Annotated in this window: 19 protein-coding genes; 2 read left to right on the top strand and 17 right to left on the bottom strand. The window is 38.2% G+C overall.

From position 1 onward, the window contains the following. Positions 1 to 15: 15 nt before the first annotated feature. Positions 16 to 2,259 (bottom strand): carbohydrate binding family 9 domain-containing protein, encoded by a 2,244-nt coding sequence (locus I6F53_RS12115; protein WP_197239701.1) that lies wholly within the window; start codon positions 2,257 to 2,259, stop codon positions 16 to 18. Between the two features lie 136 nt (positions 2,260 to 2,395). Then, on the bottom strand, positions 2,396 to 2,719 hold the full coding sequence (gene fdxA, locus I6F53_RS12110) for a ferredoxin FdxA (protein ID WP_197239699.1): 324 nt from the start codon (positions 2,717 to 2,719) through the stop codon (positions 2,396 to 2,398). 195 nt (positions 2,720 to 2,914) lie between these two features. Between fdxA and I6F53_RS12105 the strand changes: the two genes are divergently transcribed. After that, a complete protein-coding gene (locus I6F53_RS12105) occupies positions 2,915 to 4,522 on the top strand; it encodes an NAD(P)/FAD-dependent oxidoreductase (protein WP_197239698.1) in 1,608 nt (535 codons plus the stop codon). 95 nt (positions 4,523 to 4,617) lie between these two features. Next, positions 4,618 to 6,117: an amidase family protein gene (locus tag I6F53_RS12100; protein WP_197239696.1), complete on the top strand. Its 1,500-nt coding sequence runs from the start codon at positions 4,618 to 4,620 to the stop codon at positions 6,115 to 6,117. A gap of 30 nt (positions 6,118 to 6,147) precedes the next feature. Here I6F53_RS12100 and I6F53_RS12095 read toward each other — a convergent pair whose 3' ends face one another. The 15 genes from I6F53_RS12095 to I6F53_RS12025 all read right to left on the bottom strand — a co-directional run bounded on the left by I6F53_RS12095 (position 6,148) and on the right by I6F53_RS12025 (position 20,803). Continuing rightward, positions 6,148 to 7,452, bottom strand: coding sequence for a DEAD/DEAH box helicase (locus tag I6F53_RS12095; RefSeq protein WP_197181618.1), 1,305 nt, complete (start codon positions 7,450 to 7,452; stop codon positions 6,148 to 6,150). 67 nt (positions 7,453 to 7,519) lie between these two features. Further along, positions 7,520 to 7,951 carry a hypothetical protein gene (locus I6F53_RS12090; protein ID WP_024611386.1) on the bottom strand — a complete coding sequence of 144 codons (432 nt, stop codon included), beginning with the start codon at positions 7,949 to 7,951 and terminating at the stop codon, positions 7,520 to 7,522. 1 nt (position 7,952) lies between these two features. Further along, positions 7,953 to 8,765 (bottom strand): MipA/OmpV family protein, encoded by an 813-nt coding sequence (locus tag I6F53_RS12085; RefSeq protein ID WP_197239695.1) that lies wholly within the window; start codon positions 8,763 to 8,765, stop codon positions 7,953 to 7,955. Beyond that, a complete protein-coding gene (locus I6F53_RS12080; protein WP_166421389.1) occupies positions 8,758 to 9,987 on the bottom strand; it encodes a beta-ketoacyl-ACP synthase in 1,230 nt (409 codons plus the stop codon). Before I6F53_RS12080 ends, I6F53_RS12085 begins: the two co-directional genes overlap by 8 nt. After that, entirely contained in the window at positions 9,987 to 10,712 is a 726-nt protein-coding gene (locus I6F53_RS12075) for a 3-ketoacyl-ACP reductase FabG2 (protein WP_166421388.1), read from the bottom strand. The genes I6F53_RS12080 and I6F53_RS12075 overlap by 1 nt, the downstream gene beginning before the upstream one ends. Beyond that, a complete protein-coding gene (locus I6F53_RS12070) occupies positions 10,712 to 11,173 on the bottom strand; it encodes a hotdog family protein (protein WP_166421387.1) in 462 nt (153 codons plus the stop codon). Before I6F53_RS12070 ends, I6F53_RS12075 begins: the two co-directional genes overlap by 1 nt. 3 nt (positions 11,174 to 11,176) lie before the next feature. Next, on the bottom strand, positions 11,177 to 12,346 hold the full coding sequence (locus tag I6F53_RS12065) for a beta-ketoacyl-[acyl-carrier-protein] synthase family protein (RefSeq protein ID WP_197239693.1): 1,170 nt from the start codon (positions 12,344 to 12,346) through the stop codon (positions 11,177 to 11,179). Between the two features lies 1 nt (position 12,347). Next, entirely contained in the window at positions 12,348 to 12,863 is a 516-nt protein-coding gene (locus I6F53_RS12060; protein WP_197239692.1) for a DUF3261 domain-containing protein, read from the bottom strand. Between the two features lie 47 nt (positions 12,864 to 12,910). Then, positions 12,911 to 14,185 (bottom strand): NAD(P)/FAD-dependent oxidoreductase, encoded by a 1,275-nt coding sequence (locus I6F53_RS12055; RefSeq protein WP_197239691.1) that lies wholly within the window; start codon positions 14,183 to 14,185, stop codon positions 12,911 to 12,913. Next, positions 14,185 to 16,527: an MMPL family transporter gene (locus I6F53_RS12050; RefSeq protein ID WP_197239689.1), complete on the bottom strand. Its 2,343-nt coding sequence runs from the start codon at positions 16,525 to 16,527 to the stop codon at positions 14,185 to 14,187. The genes I6F53_RS12055 and I6F53_RS12050 overlap by 1 nt, the downstream gene beginning before the upstream one ends. Then, positions 16,496 to 17,059: an outer membrane lipoprotein carrier protein LolA gene (locus I6F53_RS12045; protein ID WP_197239688.1), complete on the bottom strand. Its 564-nt coding sequence runs from the start codon at positions 17,057 to 17,059 to the stop codon at positions 16,496 to 16,498. The genes I6F53_RS12050 and I6F53_RS12045 overlap by 32 nt, the downstream gene beginning before the upstream one ends. Then, the gene (locus I6F53_RS12040; RefSeq protein WP_166421381.1) at positions 17,049 to 17,477 is read right to left on the bottom strand and encodes an acyl-CoA thioesterase; all 429 of its coding nucleotides are present in this window, start codon (positions 17,475 to 17,477) and stop codon (positions 17,049 to 17,051) included. Before I6F53_RS12040 ends, I6F53_RS12045 begins: the two co-directional genes overlap by 11 nt. Positions 17,478 to 17,486: 9 nt before the next feature. After that, positions 17,487 to 19,043 carry an HAL/PAL/TAL family ammonia-lyase gene (locus I6F53_RS12035; protein WP_149593000.1) on the bottom strand — a complete coding sequence of 519 codons (1,557 nt, stop codon included), beginning with the start codon at positions 19,041 to 19,043 and terminating at the stop codon, positions 17,487 to 17,489. 19 nt (positions 19,044 to 19,062) lie between these two features. Further along, positions 19,063 to 20,052 (bottom strand): LpxL/LpxP family acyltransferase, encoded by a 990-nt coding sequence (locus I6F53_RS12030; RefSeq protein WP_149593001.1) that lies wholly within the window; start codon positions 20,050 to 20,052, stop codon positions 19,063 to 19,065. 13 nt (positions 20,053 to 20,065) lie between these two features. After that, positions 20,066 to 20,803, bottom strand: a complete 738-nt coding sequence (locus tag I6F53_RS12025) for a glycosyltransferase family 2 protein (RefSeq protein WP_166421380.1) — start codon at positions 20,801 to 20,803, stop codon at positions 20,066 to 20,068. Positions 20,804 to 20,805 lie beyond the last annotated feature (2 nt).

The following is a 20,805-nucleotide window of genomic DNA, read 5'->3' as shown; positions in this document are numbered from 1 at the left end:
TTTTTATTTTAATATTTAAAGCTGCCACGCATAGCTAACTTTTGTAAAAAATGTACGCTGATCCCGCTCAATATTTTTAAGAGAATCATCTTGATAACCTTTATCTGAATATCCTAAATAAAATAATGTTTGTGCATTAATTTTATATGAGTAAACAAGTTGGCTGCCATAATCTTTATTGATTTGGCTCACTTGATAAAAGTAGGCATTTTCGTCTCTATCAATATCTTCAAATTGTAAAATTAATTTAAGAATTGAACGCATGCTAAATTTATAATAAAGTCTAAAGTCGACTAAATTAGCAGTGAAAACACGATCCCCTTGCGGGTTATCTAATTGACTATAGTTATGCTTTACATCGAGCTGCCAGTGGTCGTTAATATCCCATACCACTTGGGTTTGAGTGTTAAACACATCACCAAGCTGTTCGTTGGTATAGTCAGTGCGGCTAGCGTATTCAATATATAACGAAAGCTTTAAATCTTTAGTGGGTTTGAAACCTGTGTAAATATAGCCAATATTTTGATTGTAAAAATTGTCGTTATAATTTTCATAGCGATGTACTAAACCAATTTCAAAAATAGATTGCATCTGACCTTTAAAGCTTAAAAAACCTTCGTATTCTTCTTCAAGTAAGTCACCGTTTTGTGCCCACGTTTTATCCCAATCAGCTTCGTATGACCATGAAGTAAGCAAATCAGCTTCATCTCGATACCATGTCTGCCCGCCTCCAAACACAACCTTTTCGTAATCTACTTTTTCTTGATAACCCAAATCAGTGCGGTAGTCCTCGCCAATATTTTCATACGACGCAAACAGTTTGTAATCACGTTTATCACGGGTAAGTTCCAGGGCATAAGCTTCATCTGACTGAGTTTCAGATAAATTATAATTTTCGATTAAAAATTCAGAGTTACGGGTATCAGCCGATGATACCTGATATAAAAGAGTGTCCGATTGATTAAACCAGTAACTCCCATCTACTGATAATACGGTATTATGATAGTCGTCGCTTTCTCTATGGGTGGTTGAAATACCAATAGTCCCCTGCTGACCTAGGTCATACTGATAACGCCCTGCGGCAGCATTCGTTTTTTCGTTTAAGCTTGCAAAGCCAGAGCCCTGATTTGTTGGCAGTAAAATATTACTATTATCATCATCAGCGAGCATTAAAGCATAACTATGATCGCCCGTTTTACCGGTTAGCTTTGCACCTAAAGTAGGCTCTGCAATTGTACGCGTGTATAAAAGCTCAAATAAGCTGCTTTTAAAGTAAGAAGCCCCATCTAAAAAGAAAGGACGTTTTTCAGCATAATAAATAGAGAAAGTTGTATTTACATCGAGCTCTAAAGAGTCTGTTTCTACTTGCGAAAAATCTGGGTTGATAGTTGCATTTAAAACAGCGTCTTTTGTTAAGCCCCAACGTAAATCTAAGCCCACTTCGGTGTCTATATCGCCATTATCCCAATTACCCGGTAGCTCTGATTTATTGTCATTACGTAGTGTAGTTAGCGTAGGTGTAAGTTGAATATTTTTACTTGATTCTATATCGCTAAAACCCACTAACTTATCAAACTGACAAAGACTGCATTTTATATTTCTATCGAATCCCATATTTGATAGCTGATACAAAACATCACGCTGATAGTTTCTCATTACTGAAAAACCCCACGTTAGCTCTTTTTTATTTTCAGGAAAGCGCAGTGCCTTAAAAGGAATACGCATTTCAACAACATAACCTTGCTCGTTAATTTGCCCCGCGCTATCCCAAATAGCATTCCATGAGGTATCAGAACTCCAGCCATCGGTATCGGTCATTCTTATATCGCCCTGTGCGCCAAGCGGGTTCACATGAAATTCATAACCACTGCGTTCATCATTAAAGGTGTCAATAACAAGAATGGCTACATCGTCTTCCCACAACGTATCGCGGTCACGCAGTGATGCACGAATTTGCTCAGGGTTTGGATCCTCTGCAACAAAGGCAACATATAAGTTTGTGCCATCCTCGTAAATGAAAGCATCCGTTTTTACAGGCGGAGTGCCTTTTTCGTTAGGCTCGTCTTGGTAGATTAAAGGAATACGAGTCGCATTTTGCCAATGCGCTTCATCCATAACACCATCAACGGTGATATTCGAATCAATACGGGATAAGGATATTTGCTGTTTTTCAGCCGCTACATTAAGGCTTGAAAATAATAAAACGAAACTTAAAAATAGGAAGGTAAACTTTTTTATTATAGTTATAAAGTACTGCATAAACATCCATTTAGACTGTAATTACTCATAAGGAGCAACTTAAGCCAAGGATTGTAATTTATCCAGGTACATTTGTTAATACTTTGAAGTAAAAAATTAACTATTTAATGATAAAGGAATAACTAATTGTTACGAATTATGTTTCGAGTAGTTTAAGTTTGTTATCTATGCCATTCCAAATATCAGCGTCCTCTGGTGCAGGCTTAACCTCAGTAATGCGCGGCCATACGAGTGCAAGTTCAGCATTTAATTCGGTAAATTCTTTTTGAGACTCAGGGAGTTCATCTTCTTGATAAATTGCGTCGGCTGAACATTCCGGGACACATAAACCACAATCAATGCAATCAATTGGGCTAATGGCTAAAAAATTAGGGCCTTCAAAAAATGCATCTGCAGGGCACACTGATACGCAATCGGTGTACTTACATTTTATACAGTTTTCGGTGACTACAAACGCCATACTATTTTAATACCTAAAATTTTAAACAACAGTTGCGGATCATACCCATCCACCCCAAAAATACAATAAATAAGTGCCATATCGCCCTATTTTAACGTAAAATGCGCGCCTTATGTTTGCACATCCGTTGTGCCCTGCATCACCCTTATTGTGAGCGGTAATAATACCCCGCTATGACACCTAAAAGAGATATAAATGATACGTTTAACCGAAATAAAGCTGCCACTTGATCATGACGAAGATGCAATTGGTCAAGCAATTGTAAATAAACTAAAAATCCAACCAGAACAATTGCACAGCTTTAATGTGTTTAAGCGTGGTTATGATGCACGTAAAAAATCAGCTATTTTACTGATTTATACACTCGATATAGAAGTTGATAACGAAGCCGATTTACTCACTGCATTCGAAAAAGACCAACATGTAAAAGTAGCGCCTGACACAAACTATAAATTTGTAGCCCAAGCCCGCGAAAATATAACAGAGCGCCCTGTTGTGATTGGTTTTGGCCCGTGTGGTTTATTTGCAGGCTTATTACTTGCACAAATGGGCTTTAATCCAATTATATTAGAACGTGGTAAAGAAGTACGTGAACGTACCAAAGACACGTTTGGCTTTTGGCGTAAACGCACACTTAATACAGAGTCAAACGTACAATTTGGTGAAGGCGGCGCAGGTACATTCTCAGACGGTAAGTTATACAGCCAAGTAAAAGATCCAAAGCATTATGGCCGTAAAGTAATTACTGAATTTGTAGAAGCAGGCGCTCCCGATGAAATTTTATATGTAAGTAAGCCGCATATTGGTACGTTTAAACTTGTCACCATGATTGAAAAAATGCGTGCACGTATTATTGAACTCGGTGGTGAAATTCGCTTTAGCACACGTGTTGACGATATTCATTTAGACGATGGACAAGTAACAGGTTTAACGCTTTCAAATGGCGAGCAACTAAACACTCGCCATGTTGTATTAGCCGTTGGTCACAGTGCGCGTGATACTTTTGATATGATCCATAAAAAAGGCATATACGTTGAAGCAAAACCATTCTCTGTAGGCTTTAGAATCGAGCATAAACAATCAATGATCGATGAATGTCGTTTTGGCACAAACGCAGGTAGCCCTATTTTAGGTTCTGCCGATTATAAACTTGTTCACCATTGTGATAATGGCCGCACCGTTTACAGTTTTTGTATGTGCCCCGGTGGCACAGTAGTCGCGGCAACGTCTGAAGAAGGCCGCGTTGTTACCAACGGTATGAGCCAATATTCTCGAAGTGAGCGTAATGCTAACAGCGCTATTGTGGTAGGCATATCGCCAGAGCAAGACTTCCCAGGTAATCCACTTGCAGGCATAGACTTACAGCGCAAACTTGAAGAGCAAGCATATGAGCTTGGTGGTAGTAACTACGATGCACCAGCACAGCTAATTGGCGACTTTTTGAAAGGTAAATCTTCAGAAAATTTAGGTGAAGTACAACCCTCTTACACACCAGGTATTAAGTTAACTGACTTGAGCAAAGTGCTACCACAATTTGCTATTGATGCGCTTCGCGAAGCGATACCAGCGTTTAATAAACAAATTCGTGGTTTTTCGACTAACGATGGTTTATTAACCGGCGTTGAAACACGTACTTCGTCGCCTATTAGTATTAAGCGCGACAAAACATTCCAAAGTATTAACACCAAAGGGCTTTACCCTGCAGGTGAAGGCGCAGGCTACGCGGGCGGTATTTTATCAGCCGGTATTGATGGTATTAAAGCAGCTGAAGCGGTCGCACTATCTATGTTAGAAAACGCTTAAACCTCTTTTTTAAACTGTTTATCGAAAAGCCTCACTTTGTGAGGCTTTTTTGTGCTAAATGTATAGAAAATAATAACAACCCAAGCACCTCAACAATGATCAAAAAATTTACCTTTTCGTTGCTTAGTGTATTAGCAATTTTTAACGCTAAAGCACAAGAACTAAAAACCATCGATGAAATTCACAGTGCATATAAAAATAATTCTATTAATGCACAGCAACTCACCCAAAATTATATAGACCGAATTAATAAACTTAATCCACACTATAATGCGGTTATTAGTTTAGAACCTACAGCACTTGCTCAAGCTAAAACGTTAGATGAACTTGCCATCAAAGGCACATGGGCTGGGCCATTACATGGAATATCTGTACTTCTTAAAGATAATATAGAAACTAAAGGGACACTTCCCACAACGGCTGGCTCTCTAGCACTTAAAAATAACATTACTAATAATGATGCTTTTGTTGTTAAACAACTACGCAATGCAGGCGCTATAATTTTAGGTAAAGCTAATTTAAGTGAGTGGGCAAACTTTCGTTCATCCTACTCATCTTCAGGTTGGAGTGCAGTAGGCGGACAAACACATAATGCGCATGATGTAACACGTAACCCATGTGGTTCTAGCGCGGGTTCTGCTGTGGCAGTCGCGCTTAACTTTGCGCCAGTAGCCTTAGGGACAGAAACAGACGGTTCAATTACTTGCCCTGCCTCAGTAAATGGTGTTTATGCAATAAAGCCAAGCATGGGCCAGGTATCACGCTCAGGTGTTGTGCCACTTTCAAGTAGCCAAGACTCGGTTGGGCCTATGGCACATTCACTTCAAGACGCACTGCTTGTTTTATCTGTTTTACAAGGTGAGGACTCTCTTGATGCGACAACTACAGGATTTGAATTAAAAACAGATAATCTAAAACCAAAATCATCACTTACCATTGGTGCACTACCAAGTGATAAATTTACAATTGAAACGCAGCGCCTTTATGCCAAGCAGTTACGAGTATTAAAACAGGCTGGGCACACTGTTATTGATGTTGATATTACTGATAACTTAGACATGCTTTTTGCAGATGAATACTATATTTTACTTTACGACTTCAAAGCCGAGATTAATCATTATCTGGCTAACACTCCAAAACAAGTGGCTGTTAAAAGTTTAAAAGCACTTATTGATTTTAATCTTCAAAACAAAGACAAAGAGATGCCTCACTTTGAGCAAGACATTCTTATTCAATCGCAGGCTATTGATTTAACTAAAAAGCAAAAATATCAGCAGACTAAAAAACGCTATCGTACTTTAGCAACAACAGCCATTGCTAATGTATACAAAAATAATAAGCTTGATATTGTAATAGCGCCAACAGTATCACCTGCTTGGAAAACAGACTTAGTTAACGGGGATAACTTTAATGGTAGCAGTAGTTCGTTATCTGCTATTGCAGGCACAACGCACATAACCCTACCGGTCGGAAAAGTAAGTAGTTTACCTGTTGGCTTGTCCATAATAGCAAATAAAGAAGACGAGCAAGCGGCTTATTTATACGCAAATATTATTGATGAGGTGTTATCACCAGGCACAAAAAAACCTGAGTAAACTCAGGTTCTTTTAACTAAACGGCGTTAACTATGACTTTTTAAGTGACAGTTTTTCGCCTTTTAAGCTTTTACGAACGCTTGAAATACGTGAGCGATTTACTGCTCTCGCTTCACCGGTTGCTTGTCCTGATAACTTGTTAGAACGTGTACGGCGTAAATGCGCTGGTTTTTTACCAATTTTATCAATGAGTACTTCACGGTTACTTACTTCATAACCTTCTAAATATACACGTTTGATTTTTTGGCCGATTAGCGTTTCAATTTCAAACAAGGTGTTTTCTTCTTCGCGGCTAACAAAAGAGATTGCTTGACCTTGGCGACCAGCACGACCTGTACGGCCAATACGGTGAACGTAATCTTCTGCAAGCCATGGTAAATCAATATTAATTACACGCGGTAAGCCATCAATATCGATACCACGAGCAGCCACTTCTGTAGCTACTAATACGCGTACCTTGCCTTCTTTAAATTCACGTAAAGCACGACGACGGTTACCTTGAGATTTATCACCGTGGCAAACGCCTGCCGGAATACCATCAAGGTTAAGCTCTTTAACAAGCTCATCAGCGGTTTCTTTCATGTTGACGAAGACAAGCACTTGTTGCCAGTTTTTCTTGCCAATCAATTCAGAAAGTAGCTCTTGCTTACGACGTTCTTCAACTGGGTAAACAACATGCTCAACAGTGCTTGCTGTACTATTAGTTTGATCAACACGAACTATTTCAGCTTGTTTTAATACCTTAGATGCAAACTGTTTAATTGCAGCAGGGAAAGTCGCTGAGAAAAGTAAAATCTGGCGCTCTTCTGCACAGCTTTTAATTACGTTTTGCATATCTTCGATAAAGCCCATATCAAGCATACGGTCAGCTTCATCAAGAACAAGGTGCTTAACATTCGCAAGGCTTAAGTTACCTAAACGAATATGATCAAATAAACGACCTGGTGTAGCAACTACAACATCAACGCCTTCTTTTAAAGCGTTTGCTTGGCCGGCAGTGCTCACACCACCAAATAAACTAACGACTTTAAGTGATGTATGCTTTGCAAAATCTCTAAAGTTATTTGCAATTTGTTCTGCAAGTTCACGCGTTGGAGCAAGTACTAATGCATGAGGTGCATTAGTTGTGCTGAGTTCAGACTCAACCAATTTTTGGATGATAGGTAAAGCAAACGCGGCAGTTTTGCCGGTACCAGTTTGTGCACTGGCTAAAACGTCTTTACCTTTACGAACAGCTGGAATTGCTGCGCGCTGAATGGGCGTAAGGGTGTGATAGTTAAGTTCGTCCAACGCCTGGATGATTTCAGGAGCGAAACTAAAAGATTTAAAATTCATGCTGTATAACCTACGGCCACATTATCAAGGGTCGCAAATTATACAGTAAAAACTAGCTAACAGTTAGTTATAACTTAACTAAAGTGCCTTTTAATGCAACACCAGCCATAATAGTACCTGCACCACATTCAAATTCAGTACTACTGACAAACTCACGTTTTTTGTAATATGATTGAATATTAACAACTGCATTCATGCCTTCTTTTACTGCACGCTCTTGTAATGCTTTAAGTGCACTTAACATTACCCACTCACATGCCTCAGTATCAGACTTACCAAATGCATTGGTTTTTTTATTAGTGATTACTTCACCGTATTTGCTGCTTTCTTTTGAATAGCTTTGGTCAGCAAAGTAAAGTGGAATATCCAATAATGCATTTTTTGCTTTAGTTGTTTCTAACAATTTTTGAATTGGGTATTTACTAATATCATCACGGGCTTGAGCAGCCGATGTCATTAATGCTGTGGCAATAAGTAACGTACTTATAATCGTTTTCATTTTATCTTCCTTCTCGTGTATAAAATTTCCATGCAACGCCAAAACCAAGCGATATATTACTATTTTGCTTAACTAAGGGACTGTGTTGCTGCTTTGTATTTGCTAGGTAATCATATTTTACAAAACCACCTAGCCAATATTTTTTAGTATCAAAATTTATCCCAATGGATAAATCTGATCCTGAATATCCAGAACGGTTATTAAATTCAGCTCGTTCAGCACTACTATCAAGTAAAGAAATACCATAATAATAATTTAAATAACGATCGTCAGCAAAATTAGCGTTTGCTCTTATGCTGGTACTTAACTCATAATTATTCGTTACTAAAAGTGGCGACTCAAAATAAATACTCGGTCCATAGTGCCAACCTACATTAGTGACAGACCCAAAATCGGTAGCCATTGCTTTTCGAGTAAAAAGCCCAAAATATAGGTGACGTTTTGTTTGTGGTGTCCCCATTAAATAATAATTTAATGATGGCCCCAGTTCAAACACCCAATCTAAATCATCTAAGCCCTCACGTGCCGTGTTATCTTTACTGTCAACGGCAATAGTTACACCGGCAGAAATATCTAAATGCAGGTTCCCCTGATGCCACAAATAACCTGTAAAGCTATTGCGGTCGATATCTAAATCATCACTTTGATAACGGATATAAGGTACTGGGAGTACATACTGTTCACTTTGATCAGAACCTAGGTAATGTGGGATGTCAGCCATAAAAATACCGCCACCCACTTCAAGCTTTGATGCACCAAATGAAAACGTACTAAATAAAGTGAGTAATAGGTATAACCACTTAACTTTATTCACCTTGAAACCGTTTAAAAATAAGAGATGTATTAATACCACCAAAGGCAAAGTTGTTACTCATTACAAAGTTTGTATGAATCTGTCGGCCTTCTTCAATAATGTAATCAAGAGGAGCACATTCACTGTCTATTGCGGTTAAATTAATAGTGGGTGCAAACCAGTCATCATTCATCATGTTTATACTTGCCCATGCTTCTATAGCACCACACGCACCAAGAGTGTGCCCTAGGTAGCTTTTTAATGAACTAATTGGCTTAGCACCTAATGCATTAAATGTTGCATGAGATTCTGCAATGTCACCTCTATCGGTTGAAGTACCATGTGCATTAATATAACCAATTTGATCCGCTGAGATATTAGCGTCTTGCAGTGCCATTTCTATAGCAACTTGCATGGTTTCAGAAGTTGGTTGCGTTACATGTTTCCCATCAGAGTTACAACCAAAGCCGACTACTTCAGCTAATATGGTTGCACCACGAGCTTTAGCATGTTCATATTCTTCTAAAATGAGTGTACCTGCGCCCTCGCCAATAACTAAACCATCACGATTTTTATCAAATGGTCTAGGTGTGTTTTTAGGTGTGTCATTTTTTGTACTCGTTGCATACAAAGTATCAAAAACAGCCGCTTCTGTAACACATAACTCTTCAGCACCACCTGCGACCATCAACTTTTGGCGACCGAATTTTATGGCTTCGTATGCATAACCAATTCCTTGTGAACCAGAAGTACACGCTGAACTTGTTGTGATCACACGACCTTTTAAACCAAAAAATACGCCAACGTTAACCGGTGCAGTATGAGCCATCATTTGAATATAACTCGTCGCGGTTACGCCATTCATAGAACCACTTTCCATCATGCGGCCAAAAGAGACTAAAGGCTCTGTTGAACCTATTGATGAGCCGTATGACACGCCAGTAGAACCATCAGTTAAAGCTGGGTGTTCTAATAATTGTGCTTGTTCTAAGGCGCGCTCAGTCGCAACTGTCGACATAAGAGAAACACGCCCCATAGAACGAACCTTCTTTCGCGTATAGTTTGCTGGACGACTAAAACCTTCAACGGGGGCTGCTAAATTAGTATTTAAACCATCAATATAATCCCAGCTAGGCATACGTTTTACTGCATTTTCGCCTTTTATTAAAGCCGCTTTGAATACATTCCAATCATCACCTAGCGCAGTGATAGACGCCATTCCCGTTACTACAACACGCTTCATTACGCCATTCCACCATTAACTTGAATTACCTGACGGGTAATATAACTTGCGCCATCAGACATTAAAAAAGCGACTGTTGCAGCCACTTCATCTACATTTCCCATACGGTTAGCGGGAATCATTTTTTTCATTTCGGCTATTGGTAAATCATCAGTCATACCAGTATCAATAAGACCAGGTGCTACGCAATTCACAGTTATTTTTCGCTTTGCAAGCTCGACAGCAAGCGCTTTCGAAGCGCCAATAATACCCGCTTTTGATGCACTATAATTAACTTGTCCACGGTTACCAGCAACGCCCGACACTGATGACATAGCGACAATACGCCCACCTTTACGATTACTTACCATAGGCATAACTAATGGGTGCAACACATTATAAAACCCATCTAGATTTGTGTGTATTACGCTATCCCACTCTTCATCTGTCATTGCAGGAAATGCAGTATCAGCAGTAATACCGGCATTGCACACTACACCATAAAATGCACCATGGCACTCTACATACCCACCTAAAATTGCTTTAGCTGATTCTCTATCTGCAACATCAAATTGTAAAATATCAACATTAACGCCTAAAGCAATAATTTCAGATTTAACCTGTTCTGCAGCTTCTATTCCTGAGCGACAATGCAAACTAATATCAAAGCCATCTTTAGCAAGCTTTAAAGCAATGGCTTTACCAATACCTTTACTTGAACCGGTTACTAGTACACGTCTTGACATTAAATTTGCTCCGCTAAAAATTGACTAGGATTTTCTGGTTGAAATACATTAATTTTGGCATCCACTAATAGCACGTCGCCTTCTTTAATAGTGCACTCAAATGCACTTAAGCCACTTTCTTCACTATATAATTTTTCAACTTCGATTGTTAAAGTACTATCGAGAGAAAAACCAGTGCAATGCATTTTATACTTACGGCTACTTACTAAAAATCCGACTTCTACTTTAGCGCCACTATCTACTTGATTTGCGTTAGCATAAGCGGCAATGGTTTGTGCCATATATTCAATTCCAACATGGCTTGGTACCTGCTTTAACTCAGGGTCATAAAAATTACTTTGTGGAGTAATTGTAACAAGACAGCGTCCGCTAATTTCATCATAACTTTCTAAGCTATCAATTAAAATCATTGGTGCAGTGTGTGGTAATACACTTTCGATTGGGTGATGAGGATGATTCATAGCTTATAGTCCGATTAATACACTGACGTTATTACCGCCAAATGCAAATGAGTTTGACAAACAGGTAGTAATTTGGGAAGGGTGCTTAGCACCAACTGGAACAAGGTTTATTGCGGGTAAACTGGTATCCCGTTCACCATCCCATACATGAGGAGCATAATCATTACCGCCCAATAATAACCAACATAAACCTACTTCAGTCGCGCCAGCGGCACCTAATGTATGACCAATCATACCTTTTGAAGAGCTACATGGTGTTTCAATACCAAAAACATTCATTATAGCAATAGCTTCCATTTCATCATTTTTAGGTGTTGCAGTTCCATGTAAATTTACATAGTCAACTTCATTTATATTGATATTAGCGGCAGCTAACGCACTTTTCATTGCCCTTGCCGCTCCCTCACCTTGTGGATGAGGTGCCGACATATGATGCGCATCGCTCGATTCACCAACACCTAATAGTTTAACTTCCCCTTGCTTTTGTACAATACACAAAGCGGCAGCTTCACCTATATTTATTCCATCACGATTCTTACTTGATGGGTTTGATATGCCTGCTGATGTTGATGCTAAAGCATGAAAACCATTTACCGTCATACCACATAGGCTATCTACTCCACCTACAATTGCAGCATCTGCTAATCCGCAAGCTATCATTTCTTGTGCTGTCGCAAATGCTTTAGAACTTGATGAACATGCTGTAGATAACGTAAAAGCAACACCTTCTAGACCCAGCTCACTTTGAATAAATTGTGCTAGGTTATCCATCTCTTGCTGCTGGTAATGATACTCACTCGGAAAAAGACCCTCTTGCTGTTGAGTTTTCATTGCTTGCTCACCTTGAGCAATACCTGATGTACTCGTACCAACAATGACTGCAATTCGCTGTGCACCATATTGCTTTTTAAGCTCAGTAACGGGTTCTCTTAATTGCTCAAGCGCATGTGCTGCCAATTGATTATTTCTAGTTTGAAACTCGAGATCTCGGTCAGTTAATAAGGGTAACTCAGCATTTACAGCGCCAACATAAATAGGACCTTCGTCAAAGAGAGTGTTATTGATAACAATACCCTCTTGACTGCCTGCGAGTAAATTACGTCTTATACTTTGGTTATCACACCCTAGTGCATTTATCATGGCGTAATGGCTAATAAATAGCGGTTGTTGCATATTAATATTCTTCTAATCTTTCTATAGTTAAACGATAATTCTGCTCGTTCTCAACTAGTTGAGTGTGTGAGCCATTATATATAACTTCACGAATTAATGTCTCGCCTCGATAAAAACGACGAGTTAATTGTCCTGCAATAGTAGTTTGAGTTACTTGGCAGTTTTTACAAATATGTTGCTTAAGTTGTGCCAATGGCCAAAACGCACTTTGCATGTCATAAATAATTTTTTTTCCATCAAAGTCAACTCCTAGCAAATTAGTCGTCGTTAATTGATTCGTCTGGGTATCAAACTGCAGCTGAGATAGCGGGATACCTTCAAAACTCAATGCTGCAACTTTTATCATTTTCTCAGAAAACTCAGTAGACACTAGCATTGACTGTTCAACAACACCTGAGAATTGAAACTTCTCAAGCCAGCCTTTGCCAACTATTTCGTTAGGTATTGGCATTGGCTCAAACAGTGCAGTATCAACCTTTGGTTTATAAGCTATCTGGCAAGCATTTAAAAACACCATAAAAATTATAATGAATGCTATTTTTATATTTTGGCTAAGCAACATATTTATACAACAGCAGCATTGATATCAGTCATTTCAGAGTCACATATTTTTTCTAAAATATTGAGACCTCGTTTAGTGTTTTTAACAAATGGATTTTTTTTATCCCATGCATAACCCGCTAAAATGGAGCACACCATTGCTTTTACATCTGGCTGACCGTCTGCAAAAAAGATAACCGATTGTAAACTCGTATCATACCAAGAGTTCACAAAGTATTTGAATACAGTGATCCCTTCGCGCAGTGGTATTTCATATTCATTTTTCCAGTCGATTGTCTCACCTTGTAATTGTTTAACCACAAGTTCAGATGCCTGTACCGCAGAACGCAGTGCAATTGTAACTCCAGAAGAAAATACGGGGTCTAAAAACTCACCTGCATTGCCTAATAACGCAAATTTATCACCATGTAACTGCTTTACATTTGCTGAGTAACCACCAATAGTACGCACAGGTGCAATAATTTTAGCGTCATCTAATAATGCCGATAAGTTATCATCTTCACTTATAAACTGAAGTAATATTTGCTCAAGGCTCATATCTGGATTTTCTATCTGTGCAGTTTCACCCACAACGCCTACGCTCACCGTACTGTCACTGAATGGGATAAGCCAATACCACACGTCAGGAATATCTGGGTGAACTGTAATAAGTATTTTATTACGATCAAATTTAGGACAATCTATATTATCTTTGAAATGTGTGAATACAGCTTTACGAGGTGATAACTCACTCGCTTCTTCTAAATCTAATAAACGAGGAAGAACTCGACCAAACCCACTGGCATCTAAAGTGAAACGGGCTGTTATTTTACTTTTTTGCTCCGTTTTTAAATTAGTAATGTCAATACACGTACTATTTTCGTTAGTTGTGAAGTTTGTAACACGATTACCAAAGCGAATTTCAGCGCCTTGATTAATGGCCTCTTGAGCTAATAAGTTATCAAACTCAGCGCGTTTAACTTGATACGTTGTACCAGGGCCTTCACTAAACTTTTCTTCAAAATTAAAGTTGGTGTGATGACCACTTCGGTAAAATGCAGCGCCATTTTTAAATTGAAAACCCAGTTTTTCAGCATTTTCAAGTAAGGTGTCGAGCATATTTGCTTGGCGTAAATAATCCATTGATTGTGGTAATAAGCTCTCACCAATAGAAAAACGTGGGAACTCATCTCGTTCTACTAAACATACACTTAAACCATGCTGCATTAATAAACACGCAGCAACTGTTCCTGACGGACCAGCACCGATTATAGTTACATCAAAATCAGTTGATATCATTAAATATTCCTTTTCGATACAAGAGTAAGGCGCGGGGCCATAATGAACACTATAACAACACCTATAAATACAGTGAAACCAAATTGGCTCACGGCGGGTGTTGAGCTAACAATTAAAATTGCAAATACAAATAAAGAACTCAAAGCTGAGATGAGCGTGGTTAATGTTATTTTTTCACAAAGACCATGCTCAGCATAAAATACGCAGTAGTCTAAACCCAATGCCAAAATGAGTATGCCCGCTACATAATTAAACACACTTAAGCCGTCAAAAAACCATGCACTAATAACAAGTGCTATTACCATAGCAATTGCAGGTCGGCTTACTGCAATAAACGCATTAAGTAATCCGTACCGTAGCCAAAAAACAAGCATTGCGGCACCAAGTGCTAAGCCATATATTAAAATCAAGTGATGCCTAAACAATCCTACCTGCTCACTTACAGCTAATACTTTATCAACAAAAACAACATCTTTGTAGTTATTTAAGGTCCTTTCAAGCATCTTTGGATCATTGATGCCTTGCAACTTTATAATGCTGTAGTAACGACTATTAATTTCGACCCATTGATCAGTAAATAAGTGGGCTATTTGGCTTTTTTGCCATGTTGGAAAATCTAACTGAGTTAATTCAGGATTATTTCGCGTGTAAGGTAATTCTAATAATGTTTTTAATTGATTAAACAAACCGTCATTCTCGGCTTGCAACATTAACGCTTGCGACTTTTCCTGCATAGCAATAGAGGGCAGCCACTGGCTAATACTTGAATATTTAGTAAAGGCATTATTTTGCTGTAATTGCTTTAAGTCTTCAGCTAATTGTTCAGAGCGTTCTAATGTTTGCTGAGAAGAATCCCCCGCCACTAAAATATATGGGCTGTCCCAATGTGCATTTAATATTTCTGAAATTTTCTGTTGTTGGGTCACTAAGCTCGCTGAGCTTTTATAAAACGTACGCGGGTCGTCAACGTTATTTATCATACTTAAAGCGGCTATCGCGATAACTAAAAAGCAGAACTGCCACCAATAGTTTAAGCGCTTTTTGAGGATGACTTGTTGCCAATCATTTAGTTGAATAACAAAATGAGGAATTGCACTTGGCTTTTTTACAATAAAACTAGCAATACTTGGATAAACAAGTAATACAGTCAGTAAAGCGCCTAATAGACCAGCCATAGTAAATACAGCAATTTGCTTAAATAATACTAATGGAGTGAATACTAAAATTAAATAACCGACTGTTGTCGTAATAAAACCCAATAAAAGTGACACACGAATACTACGTAAGGGATTAAACCGGTCAACTTTGCTAAAGCGTAATTCGCTCAGTGCATGAAAACTATAATCAGCAGCAATACCAATTAATGTCACAGCAAATACCAACGTTAAAATATTTACTTCATTAAAAAATAAACGTAATGCACTATATCCATAAAGCATACTAATAGAGATGACAAATAGCGTACAAAAAACACTTAACGCACTTCTATAAATAACCACAATCAACAATAAAGTAGCAATAATTGAAATACTGCCAAATACAGTCATCTCGTTTTGAGCGGTCATACTTGCGTCTGCGGTAAAAAATGCTGCTCCGGTAACAAGATAATTTACCCCAGATTTTTCCTCGCTACTTTGTTTTTTTATATCGTTAACTTTTGTAGCTATATCTTTGGCTATATTTAAATCTAAGCCAGTATTAGCACTAACAAAATTAATAAGCACATAGTAAATTGCATCGTCAGAACTACCGTTTTTTATCTCATCTTGAGCAATAAGATAACCTTGGTAATTTTTAAGCTTCATTGAGGGTACGTTTTGTTGATTAAAAAAATCAGCTAAACCCAAATTAGGATCAGAAGATAATGTCGCTGCAACCCATGGCGATCCCATTTCATTTAATAAACTAAATTGATAATTAAATACGGCACCCGCAGTTTTATTTTGTAATAAGTGTTTATACTTTTCACTCAAAAATGCATATTTATAAGGTAGGTAATCCTTCACTACAGATTGCAGTTCTGGAAGTGCTCCAAAATGAATATTAACCTCAATGCCATTAATATCACTTAGTGCAAGTGCAGCTTGCTCTGCGTACTTTATCGCGTTACTACGCTTTTTGTGACCAACAAGCATGACGTGTTGACGCAACTGTTGCTGCTCAACTTTATCATTCACTAATCGCACATCCTCACTTTGTTCTACTGTAAATACCTGGTTAATATCAGCCACAATAGCAAAAGGCTTAAATAGCCATAAATAGCTTAAACCAGCGAGTAATATGAGTAGTTGTATCCCCCAAAGGAGTAACTTAGTGCGTGAGTTTAACGACATCCATGTCATTTTTTGTCAGCTCCTTGCTGGTAAATACCATCATTATCTCTGTTTTATTATTCTGCTGGTCTGTTAGTACTATACTGCGTTGACTTTCATCAAGTGAACACAAGTTAACATTGGTAAATAATGCAGCAACGTCTTTAAGTTTTGGTATTAGGTTGTAACAATGTTCATCATTTGAAGCGGCTATGCTCCAATCGCTTTCGTTAATGTCACCACTAAGTAACTTTGCAAGTAAACTGTTTATTTGTTTATCTTGGGTAAGGATTTTATACGCTTTTGTTGATTCTAAGCGACGGTAAATCCCATTAGGGAGTAACAGCATTTCACTGCTAACCGGTGATAGGGTGTGCCAGTAAACATGTTGATCATGAATAACAAAGTTACCTTGCGATTTAATCGCGCGCTTTAGAAATGTAAAATGTTTAGCTTGGCTAAACTGACCTTTACCCTGCGCTACTTTAAAGCGAGCAAAGTCATTAGCTGCAGCCTGCGTACTTAAAAAAAACAAAAGTACTAAAGCCAGTTTATTCAACATAAGCCATCACTTTATCGATAAATATACTTGGCGATTCAAATTGGAGTTCTTGAGTATGTAAGTCCATCGCAACTTGTATCGTATAAGCTTTAGTCAAAACCTTATCCGTATCAAGGCATTCAATACGGTAATCAATTTTAATCCGCATCTCAAATTCAACCAAAGAGGCGTGAATACGTATACGAGATCCAAATACAGCCGATGCAACATACTTTAATCGCATATCAACTATCGGCCACATAAAACCTGACTTTTCCATCGCATTATAGTTATAACCAATTTTATTAAGCAATGCACAACGGGCGTCTTCTATGTATTTTACATAGTTACCATGCCACACAATTCGCATTGGGTCTAAATCATAAAACGGCACCACCATATCAATGGAGGTACTAACAATTGCTTTGGATTTTTTCATTATTTACCTTTAGCTAGTTTGATAAAGTGCCCAGCGTTGAGTTTGGATATACTCAATCGTCTGACGTAATATCTTATCTGTTGGGCGATCTTCTTCTAGTAAATCAAAGAAACTAGCTACATCATCAATCATTGCAGTAATTTCAGGGTTTAATGCAGAAGCATCAATTTCATTATTTAAAATACGAATTCGAACACCTTGCACAGCAGCCAATAGAGTTGCCGCGAGTACCTGCTCTGTTAGTTGTAAAATACGTAAACAGTCACGTGCAGCAATGGTCCCCATACTCACTTTATCTTGGTTATGACATTCTGTAGAACGTGAAAAAACGCTGGCTGGCATTGTTAATTTAAGTGCTTCAGCAGTCCATGCAGAACAACCAATCTGGATAGCTTTGAAACCATGATTTATAAAGTGACGTTCACTTGAGGCCGCACTTAAATTGGATGGCAAACCATTATTCATTTTAACATCAACCATCGTCGCAATTTGTCGATCTGCTAAATCAGCTAAATTTGCCACACAGTTTTTCATCGAGTCCATTGCCATTGCAATATGACCGCCGTAAAAATGACCTCCATGTAAAACATGCTCGCCAATACCATCAATAATAGGATTATCATTGGCACTGTTAAGCTCATTTTCAATCATATTTCTTAACCATGGTAGGCTATCTTCAAGCACACCTATAACGTGCGGAGCACATCGTATAGAATAGCGATCTTGTAAGCGGTCTGAATTACGAGGATGCTCAACATGGTTTAAATCATGCTGAATGCGTTTAGCAACATTTTGCTGACCAACATGCGGCTTAACACTAAATAAAATATCATCAAAGTGATTGCTATTACCTTTAAGCGCAATACTTGCAAGTGCAGTTATACGGGTCATTAAACGACTTGCGTACTCAGAGCGGTCGAATGCTTGACATGCTAGCGCCGTCATAACGGCGGTGCCATTCATAATAGCCAGACCCTCTTTAGGGCGTAACGTAATTGCTTTTAAACCCTCAGCCGAAAATGCCTCTAATGAATTAACAACCTGATCTTTATAGTACGTATCACGCTCACCAATTAAGCTACCAGCAACATATGACAGAGGTGTTAAATCACCACTTGCGCCTACCGATCCTTCTTGTGGAATGACAGGAATAATATCGCGGTTGATCATCTCAACTAATAATTTAAGTAAATCCCAACTTACACCAGAATAACCTTGTGACAAAGACGCCAAACGACTTGCTAAAATAAGCTTACCTTGCTCTGGCGTAAAAAAATCACCCAAGCCACAACCATGAAAACGCGTTAGGTGTATTGGCAACTCATTAACGAGTGATAAAGGAATTTCAACGGTGCATGAATCACCGTAACCGGTTGTTACGCCGTATATATGACCTTCTTCAGCTAATAACTTATCTAAAAAAGCGACAGCAGAATCAATTTTTTTTGCAAAGTGACTATCACCAGAAAGCGCAACTCCGCGCTTATCTTTTACAACACTGATAATGTCTTCAATTGTTAAACGCCCTGCACCAAATAATAGGTGACTTGATGTATTACTTTCCATTTACTACTTCTCCAGATATTTAGCTAGGCTTTGAATCTTTGTCTGTGGCTTTTGGCCAAAAATTAAAAAAATTGTACCATTGATACGGCGCTTTTTTACAATAAAATTCGAGTCGTTGCGCGAACTTAGTAGCCATTGACTGAAAGTACGCTTGACGCTCTTTACGTTTGACCTTAATGGGGTCTGCAAATTTTTCAATATATGTTTTATAACGTCCCTGCTCATTTATGCAAAACATTAAAAAAACTGGGCATTCCATAATATTTGCAAGTGCAAATGGACCCACCGCAAACGGAGCATCTTCTCCTAAAAACGGCACATGATGTACACTATTTGGATTATTAACCGATGTACGGTCAGCAAATATAATTACGGCTTCACCATCGTCTAACTTTTGCTTTAATTTAATTGTATCATCTGGACCAAAGTTATTGATATGAATAAAATTAATGGCTGCATCTTGGTTAACTTTTTTCAAAAAGTTATTAAATGAAGGTGTATGCTCATTATAAGTAATTACATTAAGCGGTCGTTTGTTATCTCCCATACTAAAAATAGCACGACAAATTTCCATATTACCTAAATGAGCACTAAAAATAACAGCGCCTTTAGCCTCTAGTAATTGCTGATAACCTTCTGGTGTAGCAATTTCTAAATCTTTAATATTTACTTTTCCAAGCCAGGCATCAAATTTATCTAAAATTGCCATACCAAACGAGAAGTACAACCTAAAACCTTGTTTAAAACGCGCCCAACCAGTGCGCTTACCTTCACCCATGCTAACATTAAGATTATCTAAATAATGCCAAATAGCTTGACGAGACAAGCGACCAGTAACGTAAAAATAAAACATAACTGGTGTTAAAACTATTTTGAACAGCCACTTACCAAATACTTTGTATATAAATACCAATACTTCGATACCTAGCATAGAGCCGCGTTCTTTTAATTGTGACCAATGAAATGGTTTATCAACGTCATTATGTGGTGCTGTTTTTTTCTCTGACATGCAATAAATCCCTTTATTTAAATTTGTTTAAAATTAAACGTGGTAAACGCCACAACATGCCAAAAAAGAGCCTCGTATGCATTTTTGAAATCAATACGTTATCGTCCCAGACATTAAAATGTGACACTCCATTCTCTGGGTAATGAACTTTAGTTTTGATAAATTCAACAGGCGTACCTTGCCAATAAAGCTTTACCATTACCTCTATATCAAAATCCATTTTATTACCCAAACGAGTACTATTTATAAGCGTTATATAAGCATCTAACGGATATACACGAAAGCCACACATAGTGTCTTTTAATGCAAACGATAACGTTTCTATATAAACCCAAAAATGAGTAATAAAACGTCCATAATAACGTCCTTTTGATATTGACTCATCGTAAATAGGTTGCCCACTCACTAATGCTTTAGGGTAAAGTTTAGAGCGTGCAACAAGTTGGTCTACATCATTTAAATCGTGTTGACCATCAGCATCAATTTGAATTGCATGACTCCAACCTGCTTGATGCGCATGAACAAGACCCGTTTGTACAGCGGCTCCTTTGCCACCATTTTCAATACGACGTACCAATGTAACTAAAGCGAACTCAGCATCTATTTTCTCAAGTACGCTTTGCGTTTGTTCGTTGCTTCCATCATCTACCAATATAATTGGCAGATTAAAAGCAACTAAAGCTGTTATCGTATCGTGAATCACTAAATCGTGATTGTAATTTGGGATGACAAATCCATATTTACTCGACATTA

Origin of the sequence: Pseudoalteromonas sp. SWN29 (genome assembly GCF_015864465.1) — a bacterium.
In the GTDB taxonomy this organism is placed as follows: Bacteria; Pseudomonadota; Gammaproteobacteria; order Enterobacterales; family Alteromonadaceae; genus Pseudoalteromonas.
This window is presented reverse-complemented; position numbering and strand designations above follow the sequence as displayed.